The organism is Phycisphaerales bacterium, from assembly GCA_016699835.1.
Classification (GTDB): Bacteria; Planctomycetota; Phycisphaerae; order Phycisphaerales; family UBA1924.
This window is the reverse complement of sequence record CP064987.1, coordinates 604,247-621,945: the sequence shown is the minus strand read 5'-3', so window position 1 is coordinate 621,945 and position 17,699 is coordinate 604,247. Positions and strand designations below refer to the sequence as shown.

The following is a 17,699-nucleotide window of genomic DNA, read 5'->3' as shown; positions in this document are numbered from 1 at the left end:
ACGACAGCCGTGCGTGTACTCCAAGGTCGATAGGCGACTCAGCACCAATCGGCGTGTGAGTATGGTTTCGATACCCGGCTATCTTCACCATATCGCCATGCCGAGGGGCAAAACGTACCACGAAGTGTGCAACAGATTCAGTGAGCGCTTCAGAGATGGTTGTGCGATTGTGTATTTTGACACGATGAGTACGTTGGCCAAAGCAGCCATACGACGCTACCGCGCATTCCCAGTACTCAGGTACTTGAGAAGTGGACCGTATCAGTTTCCACAGATTCACAGGTTCACCTTCGCCTTACAGGACGGCCAAAGAACCCAAGTGCTTCACGTAAGCTGAATCCGGGCTTACGTCCTTCGCCGGGACGAATCACTTTGAATTCGATTTGATCTGGAAGTAAACCCAATCCGGCAGCAACCAACTTCCTGCGTTCAAAGTCGTTCTTGTACCTATGCATGTCCGACATCTCTAGCACAAACCACTTCTGCCTATCCTTATCCCACACAGCAATGTCTGGCCTGAGACGCGATCCATTCCGTCCAAGGTCCCAGTTATGGGTCGCTTGGTTGAATCGCACAAAGTTGTCGCCGAAGCGTTTCTTGGCATACTCCGCCCACGCATGCATCGTTCTGTTGTGCCAGTCACCTCCGTGTATTCTATCCTCGGTCGGCATTGTCCCCGGGATCCCATCCATGCCCACAGACGCGAACCTTGGTCCGAGCGTGCTGCCTCAAGGCCGAGAACGAGATTCTGCGTTCAAGGATCGAGAGGCCGATCCGGGTAAAGCCTGCGGAGCGGGCACGGCTGGTCCGGCTCGGCAAGCCGCTCGGGTCGGCCATTAGGGACCTGGTCTCGATCGTCAAGCCCGAGGCATTCATGAGGTGGATCCCGGAGTCGAAGAAGCGGGTGCAACCAGCGGCTCAATCGAACCGCAAGCCGGGCCGGCCACGCACGCCCGACGGGGTCCGTGCGATCGTCCTTCGGATCGCGCGCGAGACGGGGTGGGGCTACACACGCATTCTCGGCGAACTGAAGAAGTTGGGGATCGGTAGTGTTTCGCGATCGACGGTTGTGAACATCCTGCGCGAGGCCGGGCTGCCGAGCGGGCCTGTTCGTGGCGAGCGGAGTTGGGACGAGTTCCTCAAGGCGCACGCCACGACGTTGTGGGCCTGCGACTTCATGGCGACGCGAGTGCTGACGCGACAGGGACTGCGGCTGGCGTTCAGCCTGGTGTTCATCCTTCCCAAGACACGGCGGGCGCACGTGTCGACCAGCACCACAAAGCCCGACGCCACGTGGCTCATCAGCGCGGTCCGGGAGTTCGCGGCGAGTGTGCCGAGGGACATGAGCCCGCCATCGCTGCTGGTGCGCGATCGCGACAGCAAGTTCTTCGTCGGCAATGGTGTCTTCGAGCGGGAGTTGGGTGATTGCGGGATGCGGTCGATGCCGTTGCCGTGCCGATCGCCGAACCTCAACGCGCACGTCGAGCGGCTGATCCAGAGCGTCCAGGCCGAGTGTCTCGACCATTTCGTGATCCTCGGCACACGGCATCAGGACTACCTGCTGCGTGAGTACATCAACCACTACAACCGCGATCGGCCGCACTCGTCGCTGGAGTTCGCGACGCCGTTGGGTCGGAGGCCGTCGACCCGTGCCGGGCCGGCTGGTCACCGTGAGGTCCGCTGCCGATCAAGGCTTGGCGGTGTGATCAAGCACTACTACTGGAAGGCCGCTTGATGTCGAATGCGGGCTGAAATGCCGCTGAAATTGGCGAGATGAGAATTTGTACAGGAAGGGGGCAGTTTCGCCTTCATCCTGTGCTGGAGCAAACCCCCTGGTTCATCTGATTCCGGCTGCAGGTGTGGTGTAAACGAGCGGCATGCCCTACCCGGAGAGGTCGAGAGTTCGAGAGTTCGGGCGGAGAAGTCGAACGGAACACTGCGGTGACTCGATCGATCCCCCAAGGGCCTTGCGGGCGCGAGCGTCTCGCGCCCGGCCCATTCCAAGAAAGAAAATCTGCAAATCCCGCGAATTCTGGCACTTCCTCGTGACCGCCGCCACTCTCGCCTTCCCAAACGACAACCGGCCCGCTTTCGCGGGCCGGTCTAGAACTCCGTATCCGCAACCCCGGCGAACGAATTCTCTGCCGTTACTGGCGTGAAGTCCCAAGGAATGGCAGGTTGACGCGCGACGGACCGGTTCACGAGCGAAAGAGACCACAACCAGGCTGCTAGCGAGGAGCTCTGCCTGAGCTGTTCGAGAAGTGCGTTAGGAGAAGGGCGTCTGGGACTTGAGCGGAGCGTTGACCGCCTCGCAGCCGGGAACACATTACCGCTACAGAATGATGATGGAGAGCGGCTCAGCCAGCATTCAAGGACTCCGATTTCAGGCGATCGGTGGGAACGATGCACATACGCCGCTGGGTCATTGCACGACGAGAGATACTTGAAGCAGAAATGAAGCAGCATGCTCCGCACTCACCTCGTGAGCAACCTTGGGCGCAAGAACCAGAACCTTGCCAACGCACAGGCGGTGTGGTTGTCCATCGGCCACGACCGTGATCTCGCCCTCAACGACCTGAATCGTGACCGGTCCCGCAGTCCTGTGCTCGCGGATGCATGCGCCGGGTTCGAGCGCGAACAACGCGATTGTGCGATTGCCATGCTTGTACAGCGTCTTCTGTCGGTGGCCATGGGGTGCTGGTCCCTCCGAACGAACCGTGGCCGCTTCCGCGGCAAGATCAAAGACCAGTGAATGCTCATCAAACCGTGACTCGGGTGCGGGGCGGAGACGCTGGTCGTTCATGGTTGAACTCCGATCGATCGGGGACGGTTCAAGGGCACGGGGACATCGTCTGCGGGTGGGCTTTTGCCCAACAGTGTCGGTCCGTACGAGACCACGTAGAGCGTGAAGGCAGCCGTCCATGCCGTTCCCGCGGCGAGCATGCCCGCGAGGTAAATGGGCGGGATGAGCGACGCCGCAACCCGAAGTGCCGCGGCGAGGAGCAGGAGGATGAACGCCCCGACCTCGACGCGCCCGGCACGCACCATGCGGCCGGAGTGGCCCAGAGCCGTCCGGGTGATCATCCCGATGATTAACCCGCCCATTGAACCGACGGCGAGCGCGTGGATCGCCGCGGAGCGAGGGACGATGCCGAAGCAGGCCAAGCCCAGCAGGATCAGACCGATGGGAATCCATGCGTAGGCGGCATGGAGGACCCACTGCATCGGATTGCCGCGTGCCGCGAGCGGATTCCAGCCGATCGCTTGGACGGCGACGGCTGCCCCGGCGACCAGGGCGAGTACTCCCGTCAAGAACCCTGGCGCGTGGAACGAGTCGGCAAGGAATGCGGCTGCCGCGAGCGCGAATGACCCGCGGTGCAACCACGTTGAACGCCAACGCCACGCGCCCGGCGCGGCGTTGGTGGAGAAACCAGGCACGACCCGCCCGCCGACGATCATCTCGATCAGCACCACCATGAACAGCCCGGCCTCGATCGCCTGGAGGGGCGAGATCGGGATCAGACTGTGCGCGGCCGCGTGAAACGAGATGTTCGCGCCGGCGAGAAGCGAGAGCACGACGACCATTGGCATGCTGCACCAACTGCGGGCCAGAATGAACTTCCTCGCCAGCACACCGGCCACGATCAGCAGGAGCAGAGAGTCAACCACGGCCGTCCCCGGCCCGTATGCGAAGAACATGCCAACGCGAGCAGCGAGCCACAACCCAGCGAGTAGCGCGAGCGGCAGCCCGGCGGGCAGCGGCAGCCCGGTCCAATTGCGAGCTGCGGTGAAGAGGAACCCGATGATTATGGCCGCTGCAAAGCCGAAGACCATTTCGTGGGCGTGCCAGTACAGCGATGGCAGCGACGGCGTGAAGTAGTTGTGGTACCACATGCCCAGCCACAGCGGCACTGCAACCGCGGCAAACAGCGCGCCGCCCAGATAAAACGGACGGAACGCGTCGAGGAAGAACTGAGACCGGTTGAAGTGCGGCCTCGCACGCGATCCGGCAGAGATGGATGGCGCGCTGACGAAGACAGTCGGCCGACGTGCTTCGAGTTTGTCCGCTGCTTGGCCGCTCACCTGCACACTCCTCGAGATTCTCACTACCCGACGTGGCTCACCATCAACAGGACTCCACGCATGCTGACGCCTCGCGCGTCTCTTGCGAGATCACCGCGATTCCTCCTCAGGGTCGGCATCCATTCGTAGAGCACGCTCGCGGTTGGCGAACTCAACCATCGCGAGGTACTGGTACGGCCTGGCCTTGACGACCTTGACGCATCGGCCGCAACACACGCGGATCATGCGGTTCGCAACGACGATGTCGATGCGGGCTTCATTGGGCAGGATGTCGCCCTGCACCGGGCACTTGTCGGGCATGCCGTATGTCGGGCGCTGTGCCTCGATCACGGCCTGATCGAGGCGGCGGATCGCGGTCACCGGGTTAGCGAGAATGCGATCACGATCAGCCGTATCGACCGCGCGAAAGAGCCGGTTGCCCCAGATGAAGTCGATCGGCCGCTCCGGGAGCGGACGAACGTCGAAAAGGGACGTCTTCAGCGGGTAGTGCGGCATCTGGTCTGCGACTAGCACGGAATCGACGCGGGCGAGTGCTTGGTAAGGATCCCGCTCGAAGGCGAGACGGCAGGAGTCGCAGCAGAGACGGATCTGCCGGCCGGAGTGGACGATCTCGACGGCCTCCCCGCGCGCGCCGAGGTACGAGTCGCAGAGGGGACAGCGGCTCATCGGGAACCGGTCCATGAAGTCCGCCGCGGCCTCGTCCGATGTGGGTACCGTGGCTCCGGCGCTCTGGTCGGCGGATGGGGTGTTGTATTCAACTGGAACCGGAGACTTGGGAAGGGGGCTCGCACGCGTAGCGGGGATCGACGTGCAACCGGTGCCACTCGCGGCAAGGAGTACAAGCGACGCGAGGATGCGTTGGCTGGCATGACTCATAGCACATCTCCGAATCTGATCGAGACACCACAGGTGACGAGCGATTCCGACTCGGGGGCCGTCACTGGTTCTCCGAACGCTTCAGATCAACGGCCAGTCCCAGACCGACCAGCCGGCGGCAGCCCATTGGGACCGCTGCTCCGGCGACGAGATCACTGAGGGTGTTTCGCGCGAACGCGTGCTCAATCTGTGCCATCGCGTCATCAAGGCAGCGGTGCAGCGGACAGAGCTGCGTATGCGTGGGGTCACCGAGCGGGCATGACGTAATTCGGCGGAGAGGTTCAACCGCGTTCACGATGTCGAGCACTGAAATCGTGGATGCCGGGCGTGCCAGCGCGAAACCGCCCTGTCGACCCCGCGTCGAAGTGACCAGTCCGGCCCGCACCAGATCGCGCAGGACTTTGCTGAGATAGTCGTGCGGCGTCTGGGTGGCCTCTGCGAGCTTCTCGCTTGTTCCGACGGCGTCCCCAAGACTCGCCAAGTGGGTCATGGCCCGCAAGGCATACTCCATGGTCTGAGAGATCATGGGGGTCCCTTTCCGGCCGGGTGGCCGTCTTGTGACTTCGGTCGCCCATAGCGTTCTTCCATCCACACACGCCGCGCCTCGGCGAGGTCTGCGTAGTTCATCGTCCGCCCGCCGAAGCGGGCCTTGGCTCGCTCCGCATCTCCGCTCGATGAGAACGCAACGATCCCGGACCCCATGGGCGTCTGCAGCTTGGCAGGGTCGGCGAACAGGAAGGTAGCTTCTGCCGCGGACACCCAAGAGCGGCTGTCGTAGTCGCGAGCGAAGTGTTCAACGATCGTCGTGTTCTCGATTCCTTCTCGCACTTGATCCAGCATGCAGCCGAGATCGTCGTAGAAGTAGTACTCGCGTCGCCCGTGACTCTCGACCAACAGCGAGCTCGAGCAGCGATCTTCGCTGACAAGCATCCCACAGGCCTTGCACTCGTGGCGCCCGAGGGGCATGTCGGGCGGACCCGCTAGCGGGGTTCGCTCGCAGGCCGAGAGCAGCAACGCTGCCAACGAAATCACGATGTACGTGGTTGTCTTCATAGAGGAGACTTCCGAGCGAGCACGAGCGATGCGACCACTAGAGGGAGGACGATCCACACGGACAGCCCAGTCGTGAAGATCGCGTGGAGGCTCCGGCCATACTCCTCAACAGCGTACAGGCCTGCTGGACCGAGCACGTCGAGATTGGCGTCGATTGCGTGCAGGGACCACATCTTGAACACCTGCAGCGGATTGTGAAGCGAGAGCGCGAACAGCTCGTCGATGCGGAGGTGCAGTGCTACCGCGCCGGTCATCAGCGCCAGATCGGAGACGAACACCAGCGTGAGCCAGACGAAGATTGCGACGCCCACCGCGGCGGAGGCACGCCGGGTAAGCGACGAGATCATGATGCCGACGCTGAGCATACCCAGGGCGAGCACGAACGAAAGACCAGCGAGCCACAGGATGGCCTGAGGCGACGACACGCCGCCGCGCCAGGAGAGGATCACGGCGCACGCGCCGAGCCCCAGACTGATCGCGGCCAGCAGCGAGGTCCCGAGGCCGATGTATTTGCCGAGCAGGACTTCGACGGGAGAGACGGGTTGCGAGAGCAGGTATGCAAGCATGCCACGCTCACGATCCGAGGCGATCGTTGCAGCCCCCGCGGTGAGAGCCATGAGCGGCACGACGAGAAGGATGAGGTTCACAAGCCCGGCGGTCGTGCGACCAAAGCCCGAGAAGCCGGTTCCGCCGGTGCCGGCGGCGGAGACGAAGGACACCGCCAGGCCTAGAACCACGAATGCCAGCGTGTACAGCACGAACCACCGACTCTTCAGGGCATCGCGGAGTTCACGGCGTGCAATGCAGAGCGTGTTGGAAGCCATCGAAGGGGGGCGACGAGAAGCGAACGCGACCCCGGCTGACATCGCGGTACTCATTGGGTCACCTCGGAGTCGGGAGGTGGGGATGACTTGCGCCGATCGCCGCCGGGCGCAGGAGCTGCGGACGAATGCTCAACCGCATCGACCTCGAAGTTGTCGACCGCGATCTGCGCATCGGCGAGGATGCGGAAGGGTGCCGCCTTGTGTTCCGAGGCTACCGGGACCAGGATGCCCGTGCCGTTGAGCGTCGGAGAGAAGCCTCCCGCCGCGAGAGCCCGGATCGCAGGCATTCGTACATCCAACGAAAGGTGCAGGTGCAGTACGGCGGCGTGCTGCGCATCCGGAGCGAAGCAAGCGCAGTCGTCGATCCGCAGCAGTCGTCCCCGCTCGAGCACCGCGACGCGGCGCGCCAGCGACCGTATTTCCTCGAGACGGTGCGAGGCGAAAAGCAATGTCCGGCCCGAGCCGGTGAGCTGCCTGAGCAGCCCCACAAACTCGTGACGTCCGAGCGCATCGAGGCTTGCGGTGACTTCGTCGAGCACCAGGATGGGAGGATCGCCGAGAAGCGCGATCGCCAGCGCCAGACGCTGCTTCATGCCACCAGAGAGCTCACGCACACGCTTGCTGCCGCTTCCTTCGAGACCAACCCCTTGAAGTGAGGCCGCGGGCAAGGCATTCGCGATGCCCTTCAAGCGAGCAAAGTAGCAGATGGCCGAATCCACCCTGAGTTCGTCGTAGAAGCCGAGTTCCTGCGGGACATAGCCGATGAGCATCCGTGCCGCCTTGCCATTGCGGCGCACGTCGATGCCACCGACGCGAATCGCGCCTCGATAGCGCAGAAGACCGAGCACGCATCGGATCAGGGTGGTCTTGCCGGCACCGTTTGAACCCCACAACGCGACGGCGTCGCCTTGATCCAGCGACAAGGACACATCATCCACGGCGGGAGTCCGTCCGAATCTCTTGACTAGGTTGGTGATCGTGATCACGCGGCACCTCGCAATGTCATCTGTGGACTCGAACCATTGCCCGAGCGGCGACGCTCGTATCCCAAGGCAATCGTGCTCACGCCAATCGCGAGGAGAGTCCCCCCAGCGACGAGGACTGGTGCGTGTGAAGGAGCGGCTTCTGCACTCCAAGTCGGCAACGGCAAAGGGCGCATGAGCGGCACCTCGTCCGTGAACTTTGGTTCTGGACGAACCGCCGGAATCGCCCGTCCGACGAACTCGATGGCTTGCTGAGCGGGACTGAACAGAAAGAGTCGGAGAGCAGGTCGTTTGTCCATCAGGTTCTCGAAGAGCGTCTGGGATTCATGAACAAAGTCCCCGATGCCGTCGCTGTTCAGGTCGTAGCCGGTGTAGTCGCTCCAGAAGTTCCCGCGTTCTCCTTTCCAGAAGCGGTTCGCATCCAGCGAGCCCCTCCCGGCCACGGCGACCTGGTCGATGTTGTCGATGAAGTTGTTGCCGACAATCTCGTTGCCGCGGCTCGATGGGAGGATCGTGAAGCCGATGTCGTTGTAAGCCAGGGTGTTGGCCTCGAAGAGGCCTGGCTGGGCGTTGGTGAACGGCGACCCGTCGAGGTAGACGCCGGAGCGATTGCCCGCGATCAGGTTGTTGCGCACCGTGAAGCGATCGGTCTCCTTGAGTCCGATGCCGTACCCACTGGGCCCACGGTTCTTGAGCAGTCGATTTCCCGTGAGCGTGACGCCCGTGCTGTACATGAGATAGACGCCCACGGAATTGCCGGTGAGCTCGTTGTCGGTGATCGTGACGTCATCGCTGAACATGAGGTGGAGGCCGTACCGGCAGTCGTGGGCGGTATTTCCACGAACGATGACACCGGAGGAGTACCACAGGATCGCGTCGCGGCCATCGTGGATCCTGTTGCCCTCGATCATGGCACGGTCGGCGCGCCAGAGACGCAGCCCGTCCCCGCGCCGAGCGATGTCCAAGCGTTTGCCACCAATGGTATTGGCGATGATGCGACTGTCCGGAGACTCGCGCAGATCGATGCCGAAGAGGATGTCCTGAAGCACGTTCGATTCGAGCGTCACGCGTGGCGCAAGGACCCGGATGGCAGCATTCTCCCGGTCAAGGTCGATGCCCGTGTTGCGGATCACAAAGCCCCGGATCGTCACATCGGGCGCGACGACTTCGATGATGTCTCCGGAGCCACCGCCGTCAATAGTCACGGCGCCGTCAGCGACAAGGGTGACGGGCTTGTCGATCCGCAGATGCTCTTGATAGAAGCCGGCTGGTACGCGCACCGTGTCGCCGGGTCGTGCCGACGCGAGGAGCCGACCGATGGGACCAAGTTCACGCTGAGCCGCTGCTCTCGGGGAGACGTCGCGCGGAGCCGCATGTTCCTGGGCCAGACACGGTGACGCCGTCAAGAGGCACACAAGGGCGAGCAGCCGCCATGAAGACCACGGGCGAGAAGCCGTGGAGGACAGTGAGCCTAACCCGAGAATGTCGAGTCCAGGAGCACTCACCGCGCGGCTCCTTCCTGACCCGTGTCACGCGGGGTCTTCTCCATCTGGCTGTTGGTGAACAGTGGCTTGTACGCCCGGCGGTGGAAGAAGAATCCCACGACGATCAGCACGGCGGCAGCGACCGCGAGCCAGTAGCCTGTCCCGAACTCCGCGTAGGTCTTGAACTGTCCGATGCCGCCCTCGCCGATGACCGTGGGGACGAATGGCTTAACCGACGATGACAGCGGTGCACCCGGATCGAGGTTGAGCCCGAAGGTGCGCATCCAGTAGTACAGGTCGACGATGAAGCCAATCGGGAACGTGACCGCCGGTAGTGCGAGCAGCACTGCCCACTTGCTGTGGATGGCCGCCGCACCCTCAACGAGCAGGAACATCGCGATGATCATCCAAACCGCCGCCGCCCGCTCGAAGGCCGCGGCTTCGCCCAGGGGTCGCATCCCGATGTAGTGGTTCAGCCCGTCGATCTCGCGAACATCGCCCGTGAGATGATTGCAGTACGCGGTGAGGAAGAGACCGTTGGGATACTGGGGCGCTTCGAGCCCATGTGCCAGTACGGGAAGAAGATCGACACCAGCAAGAGCACGCGGGCCGCCATGAAAATCAGGGTTGGCGTCAGATACCGCCAGCGGCGCGCATGGAGCTCCTCGGGGGGGATCCGCGGGCCGATCAGTGCGGTGAAGAGCTTGCTCATGCGTCAACTCCATTCCTTGGTGCCGCCTGCGACGTGAGTGTCGGGATCTCTCACGGCAGGCGTCGGGCCCAATGCCCATCGCGGGTTGTCACCCGCGACGGACGAGTCGTTCATTTCGATGCCGTCGCGGCCCCAGCGTCCTTCGCAGGCGCGGCGGCGCTGCCCTTGGGCTTCACGTGCAGATAGCCCATCATCTCCAGGTGCAGAGCGGAGCAAAACTCGGTGCAGTAGTACGGGTACGTCCCTGCCCGATCGGCGGTGAAGGTGAACTCGGTGTACTCGCCCGGCTCGAGTGACAAGTTCACGTTGTACCCGCCGATGCAGAATCCGTGCGTCGCATCCTGAGCGGTTTCCATCGCCGTGATGCGCCAGGTGATCACGTCACCCTCGTTGACCTCGACGTGCTCGGGCTTGAAGTGGCTGCGGACGGCGGTCATCTTGACCAGCACCTTGTTGCCCTCGCGCGTCACGCCTTCGTCACCCTTCTTGGGAGCGTCGGGCGAGAGCATCTGCTTGTGCGGGTCCCAGCCGACCTCGGGGTACACCTTCCACGTCTTGAGCTTGTCGGCCTTGATCATCTGGCAATAGTGCGGTTCGCCAACGCCGATGGGGCTGTCGTAGATGACCGGCATGGTCGTGCCGGGCTGAACGATGTCGAGCAACTGGAAGTTTTGCGGCAGCAGCGGTCCCGTCGTCAGAAATCGATCGACCGACCACTTGCTCATGGAGATCAAGAAGTTGCCGTCGGGGCTCACGGTGTCGCCCTCGGCGGCGCAGAGGTGCCCAATGTTGTACTGCACCGGTGTCTTCTGGACGAGTTTCCAGTCACCCTCGGGGGCCTTCTTGGCCGTCTCGCCGCCGAGGCTCCAGCGAGCGACGGCCGAATCAAGAAAGAGCGACGTGTAGGCGTAGCCCTTGTCGTCGAACTGGGTGTGCAGGGGCCCGAGGCCCAGTTCGACCTGCGCCTCCTTCACCGAGTCGAAGTCAAGCACCGGGACGCCGTACTCGTCCTTGCTGGAGAACTTCTTCTCGGCGATGGCCTTCTTGATTCGCTCGATGGAGTAGACCGTGACGTGCGGGTCCAGCTTGCCTGCGACCACCATATACTTGCCGTCGGGAGTCACGTCCACGCCGTGCGGGCTCTTCGGCTCTGGGGCGAAATGGAGGATGCCCTCCTCCACCAGCGTTGCAAGCTTGAGCAGCGGGAACCCGTTGACCTTCTCCGCCTTGCCCGCCTTGAAGGCGGCCTCGGCCTTCTTCCAGTCGATGATGTGCAGGTAGTCCATGTCCCGCTTGCTGGCACCGGCCTCGAAAGGCGGCTGACCCTTCTCGACGCCGCCGGTCGCCATCTCGGTGTTGAAGGAGTTGATGAAGAACCACCCGTCGCTGGCGAGCTGCCGGCGTCCGCAAGGTCCTGCCAGTAGGGCGGCAGTTCCAGGGCGAAGGACTGCGACTCGTCGATGCGACCCTTGGCTCGATCGAACTTCCACATCGTCACCATGCCGCGGTACGACTTCTTGTAGTCCTCGGGCAGTGCGTAGCCGTAGCCCAGGACCGTGCCGTACTGGCCCCCCTCGATCACGTAGTCCGTGTTGGGGGTGACGAACGCCGCGCCGTGATCGCTGATGGTCAGCGGGTTCTTGACGACCTGCTTGCAGTCCCAGTCGCGAAGATCGATGACGCCCAGCCGGGCGTTGGCCTTGTCGCCGATGAAGAGGAACTCGCCGTCGTAGTCCCCTTTGGTCTCCGACAAGGCGGGGTGGTGGGTGTCGCCCCACTCCACGGGCTTGCCGTTGATCTTGAGTGACTCGCGGATCGGGTCTTTGTCTCCGGCAAAGCCATAGCCCTGCCACGATTCGGGCGTGAAGACCGCGATAGAACGGAGCAGTCGCATGCTCGGGACGCCGATCGCAAAGACCTGTCCGCTCTGTCCGCCGGAGGAGAAGAGCACGTACTCGTCGTGCCGGCCGCTGGGCATGAACGTCTTGGCCGCGGCGAGGAGATCATCGACGTTCAGCTTGCGGTCGTTGGCGATCTTCGTGAGCTGCGAGAGTTGCTCGGCGGTGATCTCGACCGGCTTGGCTTCCTGCGTGCCGCCGCGACGACGGCGGCCCTCCTGCTGCGCCACCGCGTCGGGGCTGAAGCAGGTGAGCGCGGCACCCGCAGCCAGCAGCAGGGTCCACATGGTGCGAACTCGAATCGTTGAAGCCATTCTCATGCTGAGTCTCCAAGTTGTGCGGACGCGATGCCGGAGGCCGGCTCGCTGCCGCGGGTGCGAGTCACTTGCCGCCGGGAGTGCCGGGCTTGGTGCCCTGCAGCGTCCGCAAATAGGCGATCACATCCAGGATGTCGTCGTCGCTCATCGCCGGGTTTCCGCCCTTGGGCGGCATCTGAATCCCGGTCGAGTTCTTCGGGTCTGTTGGCGAGCGGCCCTGCTTGATGAAGGCCAGCAGGCTGTCGTCGTCGAGCGAACGGATGAATTCGTTGTTCGCCAGCGCTTTGCCATTGCCCGCGATGCCGACTCCACCCTTGCCGTGGCACGCGATGCACGAGCCAGGAACAATTGTCTCCGCTGGCGATGTATCCGGCGAGTTCCTTGTCGCCGCCTGCGGCTGCGAGCGCTGCATCCTGCTGCGCTGCGGTAGGAGGCGCGTCGACGACCATCGCTGGAAGTTCGGGCATGCGTCTTGGGTCCTGGAGTCCTCGCATATAAACGACCAGGTGGCGCAGGTCCTCGTCCGTGAGGTCGTCTCGCCCGGCCTTCGGGGGCATACCGACTGGCTTGGCGTTCGGGCGTCCCGTCACGAGGAACTGCTTCAGTTGCTCGTCGCTCTGCGCGGCAACGAAGTTGCTGTCCAAGAGGTTCTTGCCGAGCCCGGTCACGCCGCGAGCGTCCTTGCCGTGGCAGGCGACGCATGCTCCGGCAAACAGGTCACGCCCATGCGTCGCGTCAGTCAAAGACAGCACTGGGAGGGCTGGAGCGGCGAGCAGGTCCGCGTGCGCTCGCGCCAGCTTGATCGCGGCGAGCCGTGCGTCTTCCTGCCCCTTCCACGTCTTGTAGACCTCGCGTCCGCCGATCCCCAGGATCGGCGCCATCAACAGGCAGGCCACGAGGAAAGCCTTCCCGACTTCTCGCAGTCCGCTGTCTTGTGGCGGGTGCCACTCCTGAGTGCCGTTCCGGACCGTCTCGCCGCTCGACGAGGAGACCGCATTTGTGCTGCTGTGGAGGCTCATGACCGACTCCTTGGCGGATATCTGGATAAAGATATCGACCAAATATCCCGCCGTCAATCGCCTGGCCTGCTTTTCTCTGCAATCGCTCAACACGACATGATTCGGCATCCGATAGGGTTGTGGTGGCAGTTTGACCACCGCCGCAGGGGGTGCTCGGGCGTAGCCACTCGTTCACTGGGGATCGAAGAAGCTTTGGATCCCACAGACCCTGCCGCCGGTGCGGGATGTCGCCGACACGTTGAACGGTTTGGTCGGGGGCTTTCGCCTGGATCGGCGTAGTCTCACAGGCCACCGGAGCATTGCCTCCGTGCCGAATCGGTGAGTTCCTGTGCCTTTGCACTACTTTCGCCGAAGCGTTCAGTGAAGCATCAGGGCGACGCTGGCACTGCGAGTCTGTCGGCTCGGATCGCCGGTGACTCCACGCTGAAACTGATTCCTGCGGCAGCGCGCAACCCGACTCGCTCCGAGCAACGCGCGAGGCGTTCGTGATCCAGGCGCATCGGCCCCCACCCCATTCGATGCCCTCGGCACAAGAAAAGTGAATAGGCTTGTGCACGATGAGGATCAACCTCGACAATCGCTGCCGTCTGTTTCCGTACCAGCGAGTGCGAGCCGTCTTCCTCCCCGTTCACAACCGTTTCGAACGCGCTCTCTCCTGATTTCGAGGGATGGTTCCCTAAATATGGCTGGTTAACAGGCCTGGCGGGCTCAGAACGCGGTTTGGTGGTGTCCTTCAGATCCAGTCGGCTGGACCATGCGGGTCGTGGCCGCGCCGGCCGGGTGCCCGGCGGTGTTCAAATACTCCGTCCCGCCTCTCTCGGAGCGTTAAACGCTGGAATCCCAAAACTGTAGCCCTTGGGTTAACGGATTGAGAACGCGGGCGGCGTGCTGGTCGCCGTGTCTGGCTTGCTGGACGCTGTACATAGAGATGATGCGGGAAGTTCAACCGGCGTACAAGTCGCCATGTCGAGCCACCTCTACACGCGGCTTCTTCGGGTCTTGATCGGGTCCACGCAACAGTACCTTCGGCGGCAGATCCAGTACCTCAAGGCCGAGAACGAGATTCTGCGTTCGAGGATCGAGAGGCCGATCCGGGTAAAGCCTGCGGAGCGGGCACGGCTGATCCGGCTCGGCATGCCGCTCGGGTCGGCCATTAGGAATCTGGTCTCGATCGTCAAGCCCGAGACATTCATGAGGTGGCTCCGGGAGTCGAAGAAGAAGGTGCAACCAGCGGCTCAATCGAACCGCAAGCCAGGCCGGCCTCGCACGCCCGAGGATGTTCGGGCGATCGTCCTTCGGATCGCGGGGAGACGGGATGGGGATACACGCGGATTCTCGGCGAACTCAAGAAGTTGGGCATCGCCAGCGTCTCACGATCGACCGTCGTGAACATCCTGCGTGAGGCCGGGCTGCCGAGTGGGCCTGTTCGTGGCGAACGGAGTTGGGACGAGTTCCTCAGGGCGCACGCCAAGACGCTGTGGGCCTGCGACTTCATGGCCACGCGCGTGCTGACGCGAAAGGGGCTGCGGCTGGCGTTCAGTCTGGTCTTCATCCATCCCAAGACGCGGCGGGCGCACGTGTCGACGAGCACCACAAAGCCCGACGCCACGTGGCTCGCCGGTGTTGTCCGGGAGTTCGCGGCGAGTGTGCCGAGGGATATGGCAAGGCCAAGGATGCTGGTGCGCGATCGCGACAGCAAGTTCCTCATCGGCAATGGTGTCTTCGGACGGGAGTTGGGTGAGTGTGGGATGCGGTCGATGCCGTTGCCGTGCCGATCGCCGAACCTCAACGCGCATGTGGAGCGGCTGATCCAGAGTTTCCAGGCCGAGTGTCTTGATCATTTCGTGATCCTCGGCACGCGGCATCTGGATTACCTGTTCCGCGAGTATGTCGACCACTACAACCGTGACCGTCCGCACTCGTCGCTGGAGTTCGCGGCACCGATGGGTCGGAGGCCGACGACCCGTGCCGGGCCGGTTGGTCGCCTTGAGGTCCGCTGCCGATCAAGACTAGGTGGCGTGATCAAGCATTACTACCGAAAGGCCGCGTGATGCTGATTGCGGGCTGAGTTGGCCGCTAGTTCTGGCGGGCTGAATATTTGTACAGGAAGGAGCGCGATCCAAACCCTCGCGTTAACCGGATCGCTGGACTCTCTGGTCGTTTGCGAGAGTCACGGGCATGCGCGATCGGAACCCGTAGGGGTCGGATCGCCGCCATCCCATAACCGCGAATTGAGAGCCGCACAGGTGAGACTGGTGATGGACGCACAGTGATCAGATACACCCACGAATCGTGCGGGAAACGGCGAGTTCATCGACTCGCGCACAGCTCGGCGAGGTTCGAATCACAACGCACCCACCGTAAACAAACAGGCCCGCGTCCACTCGGGACACGGGCCTCAAAACTCCGATCGGATGGGTGTCTCGAACTCGGCATGAGTTCGGGGCCCGCTAGTGCATTGGGCCGCCCAGAGAGAGCGGGAAATCGGCGTCGGATAGCCGATGGGGAACCTCACGCTTAACAGGTGGATCGAACTCGGGCCGTGGCGCTTACCCGAGACCCAAAATCCAGCCCTCAACTTCGGCGGTCGCCCGATCTAGGTTCGCGAGGCCGGGGTTCAGGAATTCCACGAGACCGCCACCAACATCCGCCCGCCGCAGCCACTCGGCCACGCTCCAAGCGTCGTGCTGGTCGGGCGTCCGGCCGGCTTTGGAGAACGCCTTGCTCCACAGCGACGGGTAGACCTCGGCCACGACCGACCGCCCCGGCGGCGGCATCCAGCCGTCGAACGGCCAGAAGTGGACGCGGCCGGGGAGCCGTTCGCGGACATACCTGAGCCAAGGCAGGCCTGCGTGAGTCGACTTGGCAACCGACCCCTGCACGTCGAAGTGGAAGACCGATTTCGCCCCGCCGGCTCGGACCTCCGTCAGCCGCTTCCAGCGCCGGTCTCCCATCCTCTCCGAGCCACGGCCGACATTCCCGTCGCGCACGAAATCGACGTAGGTGTTGTCGCCATCGGTCGGCCAATGGCGGTGGAAGTCGTCGAGGAATGCATGCCAGTCGTGCGGCAGGCCGTGCTGATCGAAGTACTTGATCGGGAAAGAGAAGCCGTGGTCGATGCCGACGATGGCGGGCTCATTCCCCAAGAGTCGGGCGACCAGCCACTCCGCCACGCCTCGGCGGGTCCAGTGCTTCTTCGGCCCGTGCATTGGCCGTACCTCGGCCGGGGTGGCATCCCGACCGGCCATGTATACCCGAAGCCCCGGCAGGCTCGACGTCGGCGTCTGGGCACCGGAATAGTCGATGCCGATGTAGCGGGTGAAGAGCGTGACAGATGCCTCTCCCCGCTGCTCCCGCGCCGACGCTCCTTCACGCGCACCGAGCAGGTCTGCAGCCCGACGCACGATGGCCGTCAAGTGTCCATCCTCAAACGCCGCCAAGAGATGTCCCTCGCAGAAGCGGTCCTGCCGGAGGTGAGCCGTGAGGAGGCGAGCCAATGTCAGTGGATCGGCTGAGGCGACGTTCGCGGGGTCTTCCACGAGCATCTGGCACTCTGGCCCGTGCGCCCACTTTGACCAGTCGAAGTCCGTCAGCACCCATCCCAAGCGGTACGCCACATCACTCAGCGCGCTGATCGCGGTATCCGGATCTGTGCCGGGGGCGCTGAACACCGGGAGCAGCACGGCAAGACCACGCAGACGCTCGCCCCACTCCGTCGATGTTGGATCGGGTCGTTTGGCCACGGCTGAGCCTAGGACACCCCTCACAGATACTCCCCGGGCAATACAATCCGCCTCTTCCGATGCCCACCTATTCCCACAGCCGGATCGAGTGCTTCCGCCATTGCTCGCGGAAGTACTTCTACCGGTACATCGCAAAGGTGGAGCTGCCCGAGCCGCCAGAGCAGATCGCCACTTTCCTCGGCTCGCGCGTGCACGATGTGCTCGAGCACCTCTACGAACGAGTGTTGAAGCCGCGGTTCGTCATTGAAGTCAAGACCTCCCTGCGCTCAGAGCCTGACCGCGACTCTGCGCTCCGTCAGGCATTCGAATATGCCAGCCGCAATGGTGCCCCGCTCGTGGTCGTCACCGATGCTGATGCCTATGAGATCTACGACCGTCAGGCGAGCCTGGACCACGCGTCCATGCTGCGGGCCAAGTTCCGTTTGACCGCCTTTCACGAAGCGGACCGGGCCGGACTGGACATCCTCAGGCCCTGACAGGTCCGCCCGAAACGAAACGCCCATCATCAAGGCCCGACTCAGCGGCCGCCGTAAACCAGACCGCCGGACTCTCTCCCGCCCGCCGAGAGTCTCGGCCCGAAAGTGCCGCCGCCCCCACGTCTCGCCAAGGCCCGTTGGCCAGCGGGCCGAACCAGAGAGCGCTCTCGGTCGGGCGGACCCTCCGCCCAACCCTCGATTTCCAACGCGGATTGCAGGGGCTCCCGATGC

At 63.3% G+C, this 17,699-nt stretch carries 16 protein-coding genes and 2 pseudogenes; 4 read left to right on the top strand and 14 right to left on the bottom strand.

Going from position 1 to position 17,699, the window contains the following annotated elements:
• Window positions 1-709 precede the first annotated feature (709 nt).
• Complete coding sequence (locus IPK69_02620) at window positions 710-1,735, top strand: transposase (GenBank protein QQS09533.1); 1,026 nt, start codon at window positions 710-712, stop codon at window positions 1,733-1,735.
• Window positions 1,736-2,422: 687 nt separating this feature from the next.
• On the opposite strand, the gene IPK69_02615 is transcribed toward IPK69_02620, so the two are convergent.
• From IPK69_02615 to IPK69_02555, 13 genes and pseudogenes are all read right to left on the bottom strand, one after another.
• Window positions 2,423-2,803, bottom strand: a complete 381-nt coding sequence (locus IPK69_02615; protein ID QQS09532.1) for a cupin domain-containing protein — start codon at window positions 2,801-2,803, stop codon at window positions 2,423-2,425.
• The gene (locus tag IPK69_02610; protein ID QQS09531.1) at window positions 2,800-4,083 is read right to left on the bottom strand and encodes an NnrS family protein; all 1,284 of its coding nucleotides are present in this window, start codon (window positions 4,081-4,083) and stop codon (window positions 2,800-2,802) included. Before IPK69_02610 ends, IPK69_02615 begins: the two co-directional genes overlap by 4 nt.
• A gap of 90 nt (window positions 4,084-4,173) precedes the next feature.
• On the bottom strand, window positions 4,174-4,959 hold the full coding sequence (locus IPK69_02605; GenBank protein QQS09530.1) for a hypothetical protein: 786 nt from the start codon (window positions 4,957-4,959) through the stop codon (window positions 4,174-4,176).
• Between the two features lie 61 nt (window positions 4,960-5,020).
• Window positions 5,021-5,485, bottom strand: coding sequence for an Rrf2 family transcriptional regulator (locus tag IPK69_02600; GenBank protein QQS09529.1), 465 nt, complete (start codon window positions 5,483-5,485; stop codon window positions 5,021-5,023).
• On the bottom strand, window positions 5,482-5,889 hold the full coding sequence (locus IPK69_02595; GenBank protein QQS09528.1) for a nitrous oxide reductase accessory protein NosL: 408 nt from the start codon (window positions 5,887-5,889) through the stop codon (window positions 5,482-5,484). Before IPK69_02595 ends, IPK69_02600 begins: the two co-directional genes overlap by 4 nt.
• 119 nt (window positions 5,890-6,008) lie before the next feature.
• On the bottom strand, window positions 6,009-6,836 hold the full coding sequence (locus tag IPK69_02590; GenBank protein ID QQS10401.1) for an ABC transporter permease subunit: 828 nt from the start codon (window positions 6,834-6,836) through the stop codon (window positions 6,009-6,011).
• A 50-nt stretch (window positions 6,837-6,886) separates the two neighbouring features.
• Window positions 6,887-7,822, bottom strand: a complete 936-nt coding sequence (locus tag IPK69_02585; protein QQS09527.1) for an ABC transporter ATP-binding protein — start codon at window positions 7,820-7,822, stop codon at window positions 6,887-6,889.
• Window positions 7,819-9,099 (bottom strand): nitrous oxide reductase family maturation protein NosD, encoded by a 1,281-nt coding sequence (nosD, locus tag IPK69_02580; protein ID QQS09526.1) that lies wholly within the window; start codon window positions 9,097-9,099, stop codon window positions 7,819-7,821. The genes IPK69_02585 and nosD overlap by 4 nt, the downstream gene beginning before the upstream one ends.
• Window positions 9,100-9,320: 221 nt before the next feature.
• Window positions 9,321-9,761, bottom strand: a complete 441-nt coding sequence (locus IPK69_02575) for a hypothetical protein (protein QQS09525.1) — start codon at window positions 9,759-9,761, stop codon at window positions 9,321-9,323.
• Between the two features lie 14 nt (window positions 9,762-9,775).
• Window positions 9,776-10,015 (bottom strand): hypothetical protein, encoded by a 240-nt coding sequence (locus tag IPK69_02570; protein QQS09524.1) that lies wholly within the window; start codon window positions 10,013-10,015, stop codon window positions 9,776-9,778.
• A gap of 110 nt (window positions 10,016-10,125) precedes the next feature.
• Window positions 10,126-12,200, bottom strand: a pseudogene (nosZ, locus tag IPK69_02565) (Sec-dependent nitrous-oxide reductase).
• Window positions 12,201-12,294: 94 nt separating this feature from the next.
• Complete coding sequence (locus IPK69_02560) at window positions 12,295-12,642, bottom strand: cytochrome c (protein ID QQS09523.1); 348 nt, start codon at window positions 12,640-12,642, stop codon at window positions 12,295-12,297.
• A 70-nt stretch (window positions 12,643-12,712) separates the two neighbouring features.
• Window positions 12,713-13,357, bottom strand: a pseudogene (locus tag IPK69_02555) (cytochrome c).
• A gap of 855 nt (window positions 13,358-14,212) precedes the next feature.
• Here IPK69_02555 and IPK69_02550 point away from each other — a divergent pair.
• Both IPK69_02550 and IPK69_02545 read left to right on the top strand, forming a co-directional pair.
• The gene (locus tag IPK69_02550) at window positions 14,213-14,638 is read left to right on the top strand and encodes a hypothetical protein (protein QQS09522.1); all 426 of its coding nucleotides are present in this window, start codon (window positions 14,213-14,215) and stop codon (window positions 14,636-14,638) included.
• Complete coding sequence (locus IPK69_02545; GenBank protein ID QQS09521.1) at window positions 14,635-15,300, top strand: transposase; 666 nt, start codon at window positions 14,635-14,637, stop codon at window positions 15,298-15,300. The genes IPK69_02550 and IPK69_02545 overlap by 4 nt, the downstream gene beginning before the upstream one ends.
• A gap of 498 nt (window positions 15,301-15,798) precedes the next feature.
• Here IPK69_02545 and IPK69_02540 read toward each other — a convergent pair whose 3' ends face one another.
• Window positions 15,799-16,560, bottom strand: a complete 762-nt coding sequence (locus IPK69_02540) for a hypothetical protein (GenBank protein ID QQS10400.1) — start codon at window positions 16,558-16,560, stop codon at window positions 15,799-15,801.
• Between the two features lie 491 nt (window positions 16,561-17,051).
• Here IPK69_02540 and IPK69_02535 point away from each other — a divergent pair, with 491 nt between their 5' ends.
• Window positions 17,052-17,468, top strand: a complete 417-nt coding sequence (locus IPK69_02535; GenBank protein ID QQS09520.1) for a PD-(D/E)XK nuclease family protein — start codon at window positions 17,052-17,054, stop codon at window positions 17,466-17,468.
• The last annotated feature ends 231 nt before the right edge of the window (window positions 17,469-17,699 follow it).

Excerpts from the sequence above, each read along its gene's own strand:
- IPK69_02595 (QQS09528.1), bottom strand. The coding sequence starts at position 5,889 with ATGCTTGTCAGCGAAGATCGCTGCTCGAGCTCGCTGTTGGTCGAGAGT.
- IPK69_02600 (QQS09529.1), bottom strand. The coding sequence starts at position 5,485 with ATGATCTCTCAGACCATGGAGTATGCCTTGCGGGCCATGACCCACTTG.
- IPK69_02575 (QQS09525.1), bottom strand. The coding sequence starts at position 9,761 with ATGCGACCCCTGGGCGAAGCCGCGGCCTTCGAGCGGGCGGCGGCGGTT.
- IPK69_02560 (QQS09523.1), bottom strand. The coding sequence starts at position 12,642 with ATGCAGCGCTCGCAGCCGCAGGCGGCGACAAGGAACTCGCCGGATACA.
- IPK69_02590 (QQS10401.1), bottom strand. The coding sequence starts at position 6,836 with ATGGCTTCCAACACGCTCTGCATTGCACGCCGTGAACTCCGCGATGCC.
- IPK69_02535 (QQS09520.1), top strand. The coding sequence starts at position 17,052 with ATGCCCACCTATTCCCACAGCCGGATCGAGTGCTTCCGCCATTGCTCG.
- IPK69_02570 (QQS09524.1), bottom strand. The coding sequence starts at position 10,015 with ATGAGCAAGCTCTTCACCGCACTGATCGGCCCGCGGATCCCCCCCGAG.
- IPK69_02550 (QQS09522.1), top strand. The coding sequence starts at position 14,213 with ATGTCGAGCCACCTCTACACGCGGCTTCTTCGGGTCTTGATCGGGTCC.
- IPK69_02605 (QQS09530.1), bottom strand. The coding sequence starts at position 4,959 with ATGAGTCATGCCAGCCAACGCATCCTCGCGTCGCTTGTACTCCTTGCC.
- IPK69_02615 (QQS09532.1), bottom strand. The coding sequence starts at position 2,803 with ATGAACGACCAGCGTCTCCGCCCCGCACCCGAGTCACGGTTTGATGAG.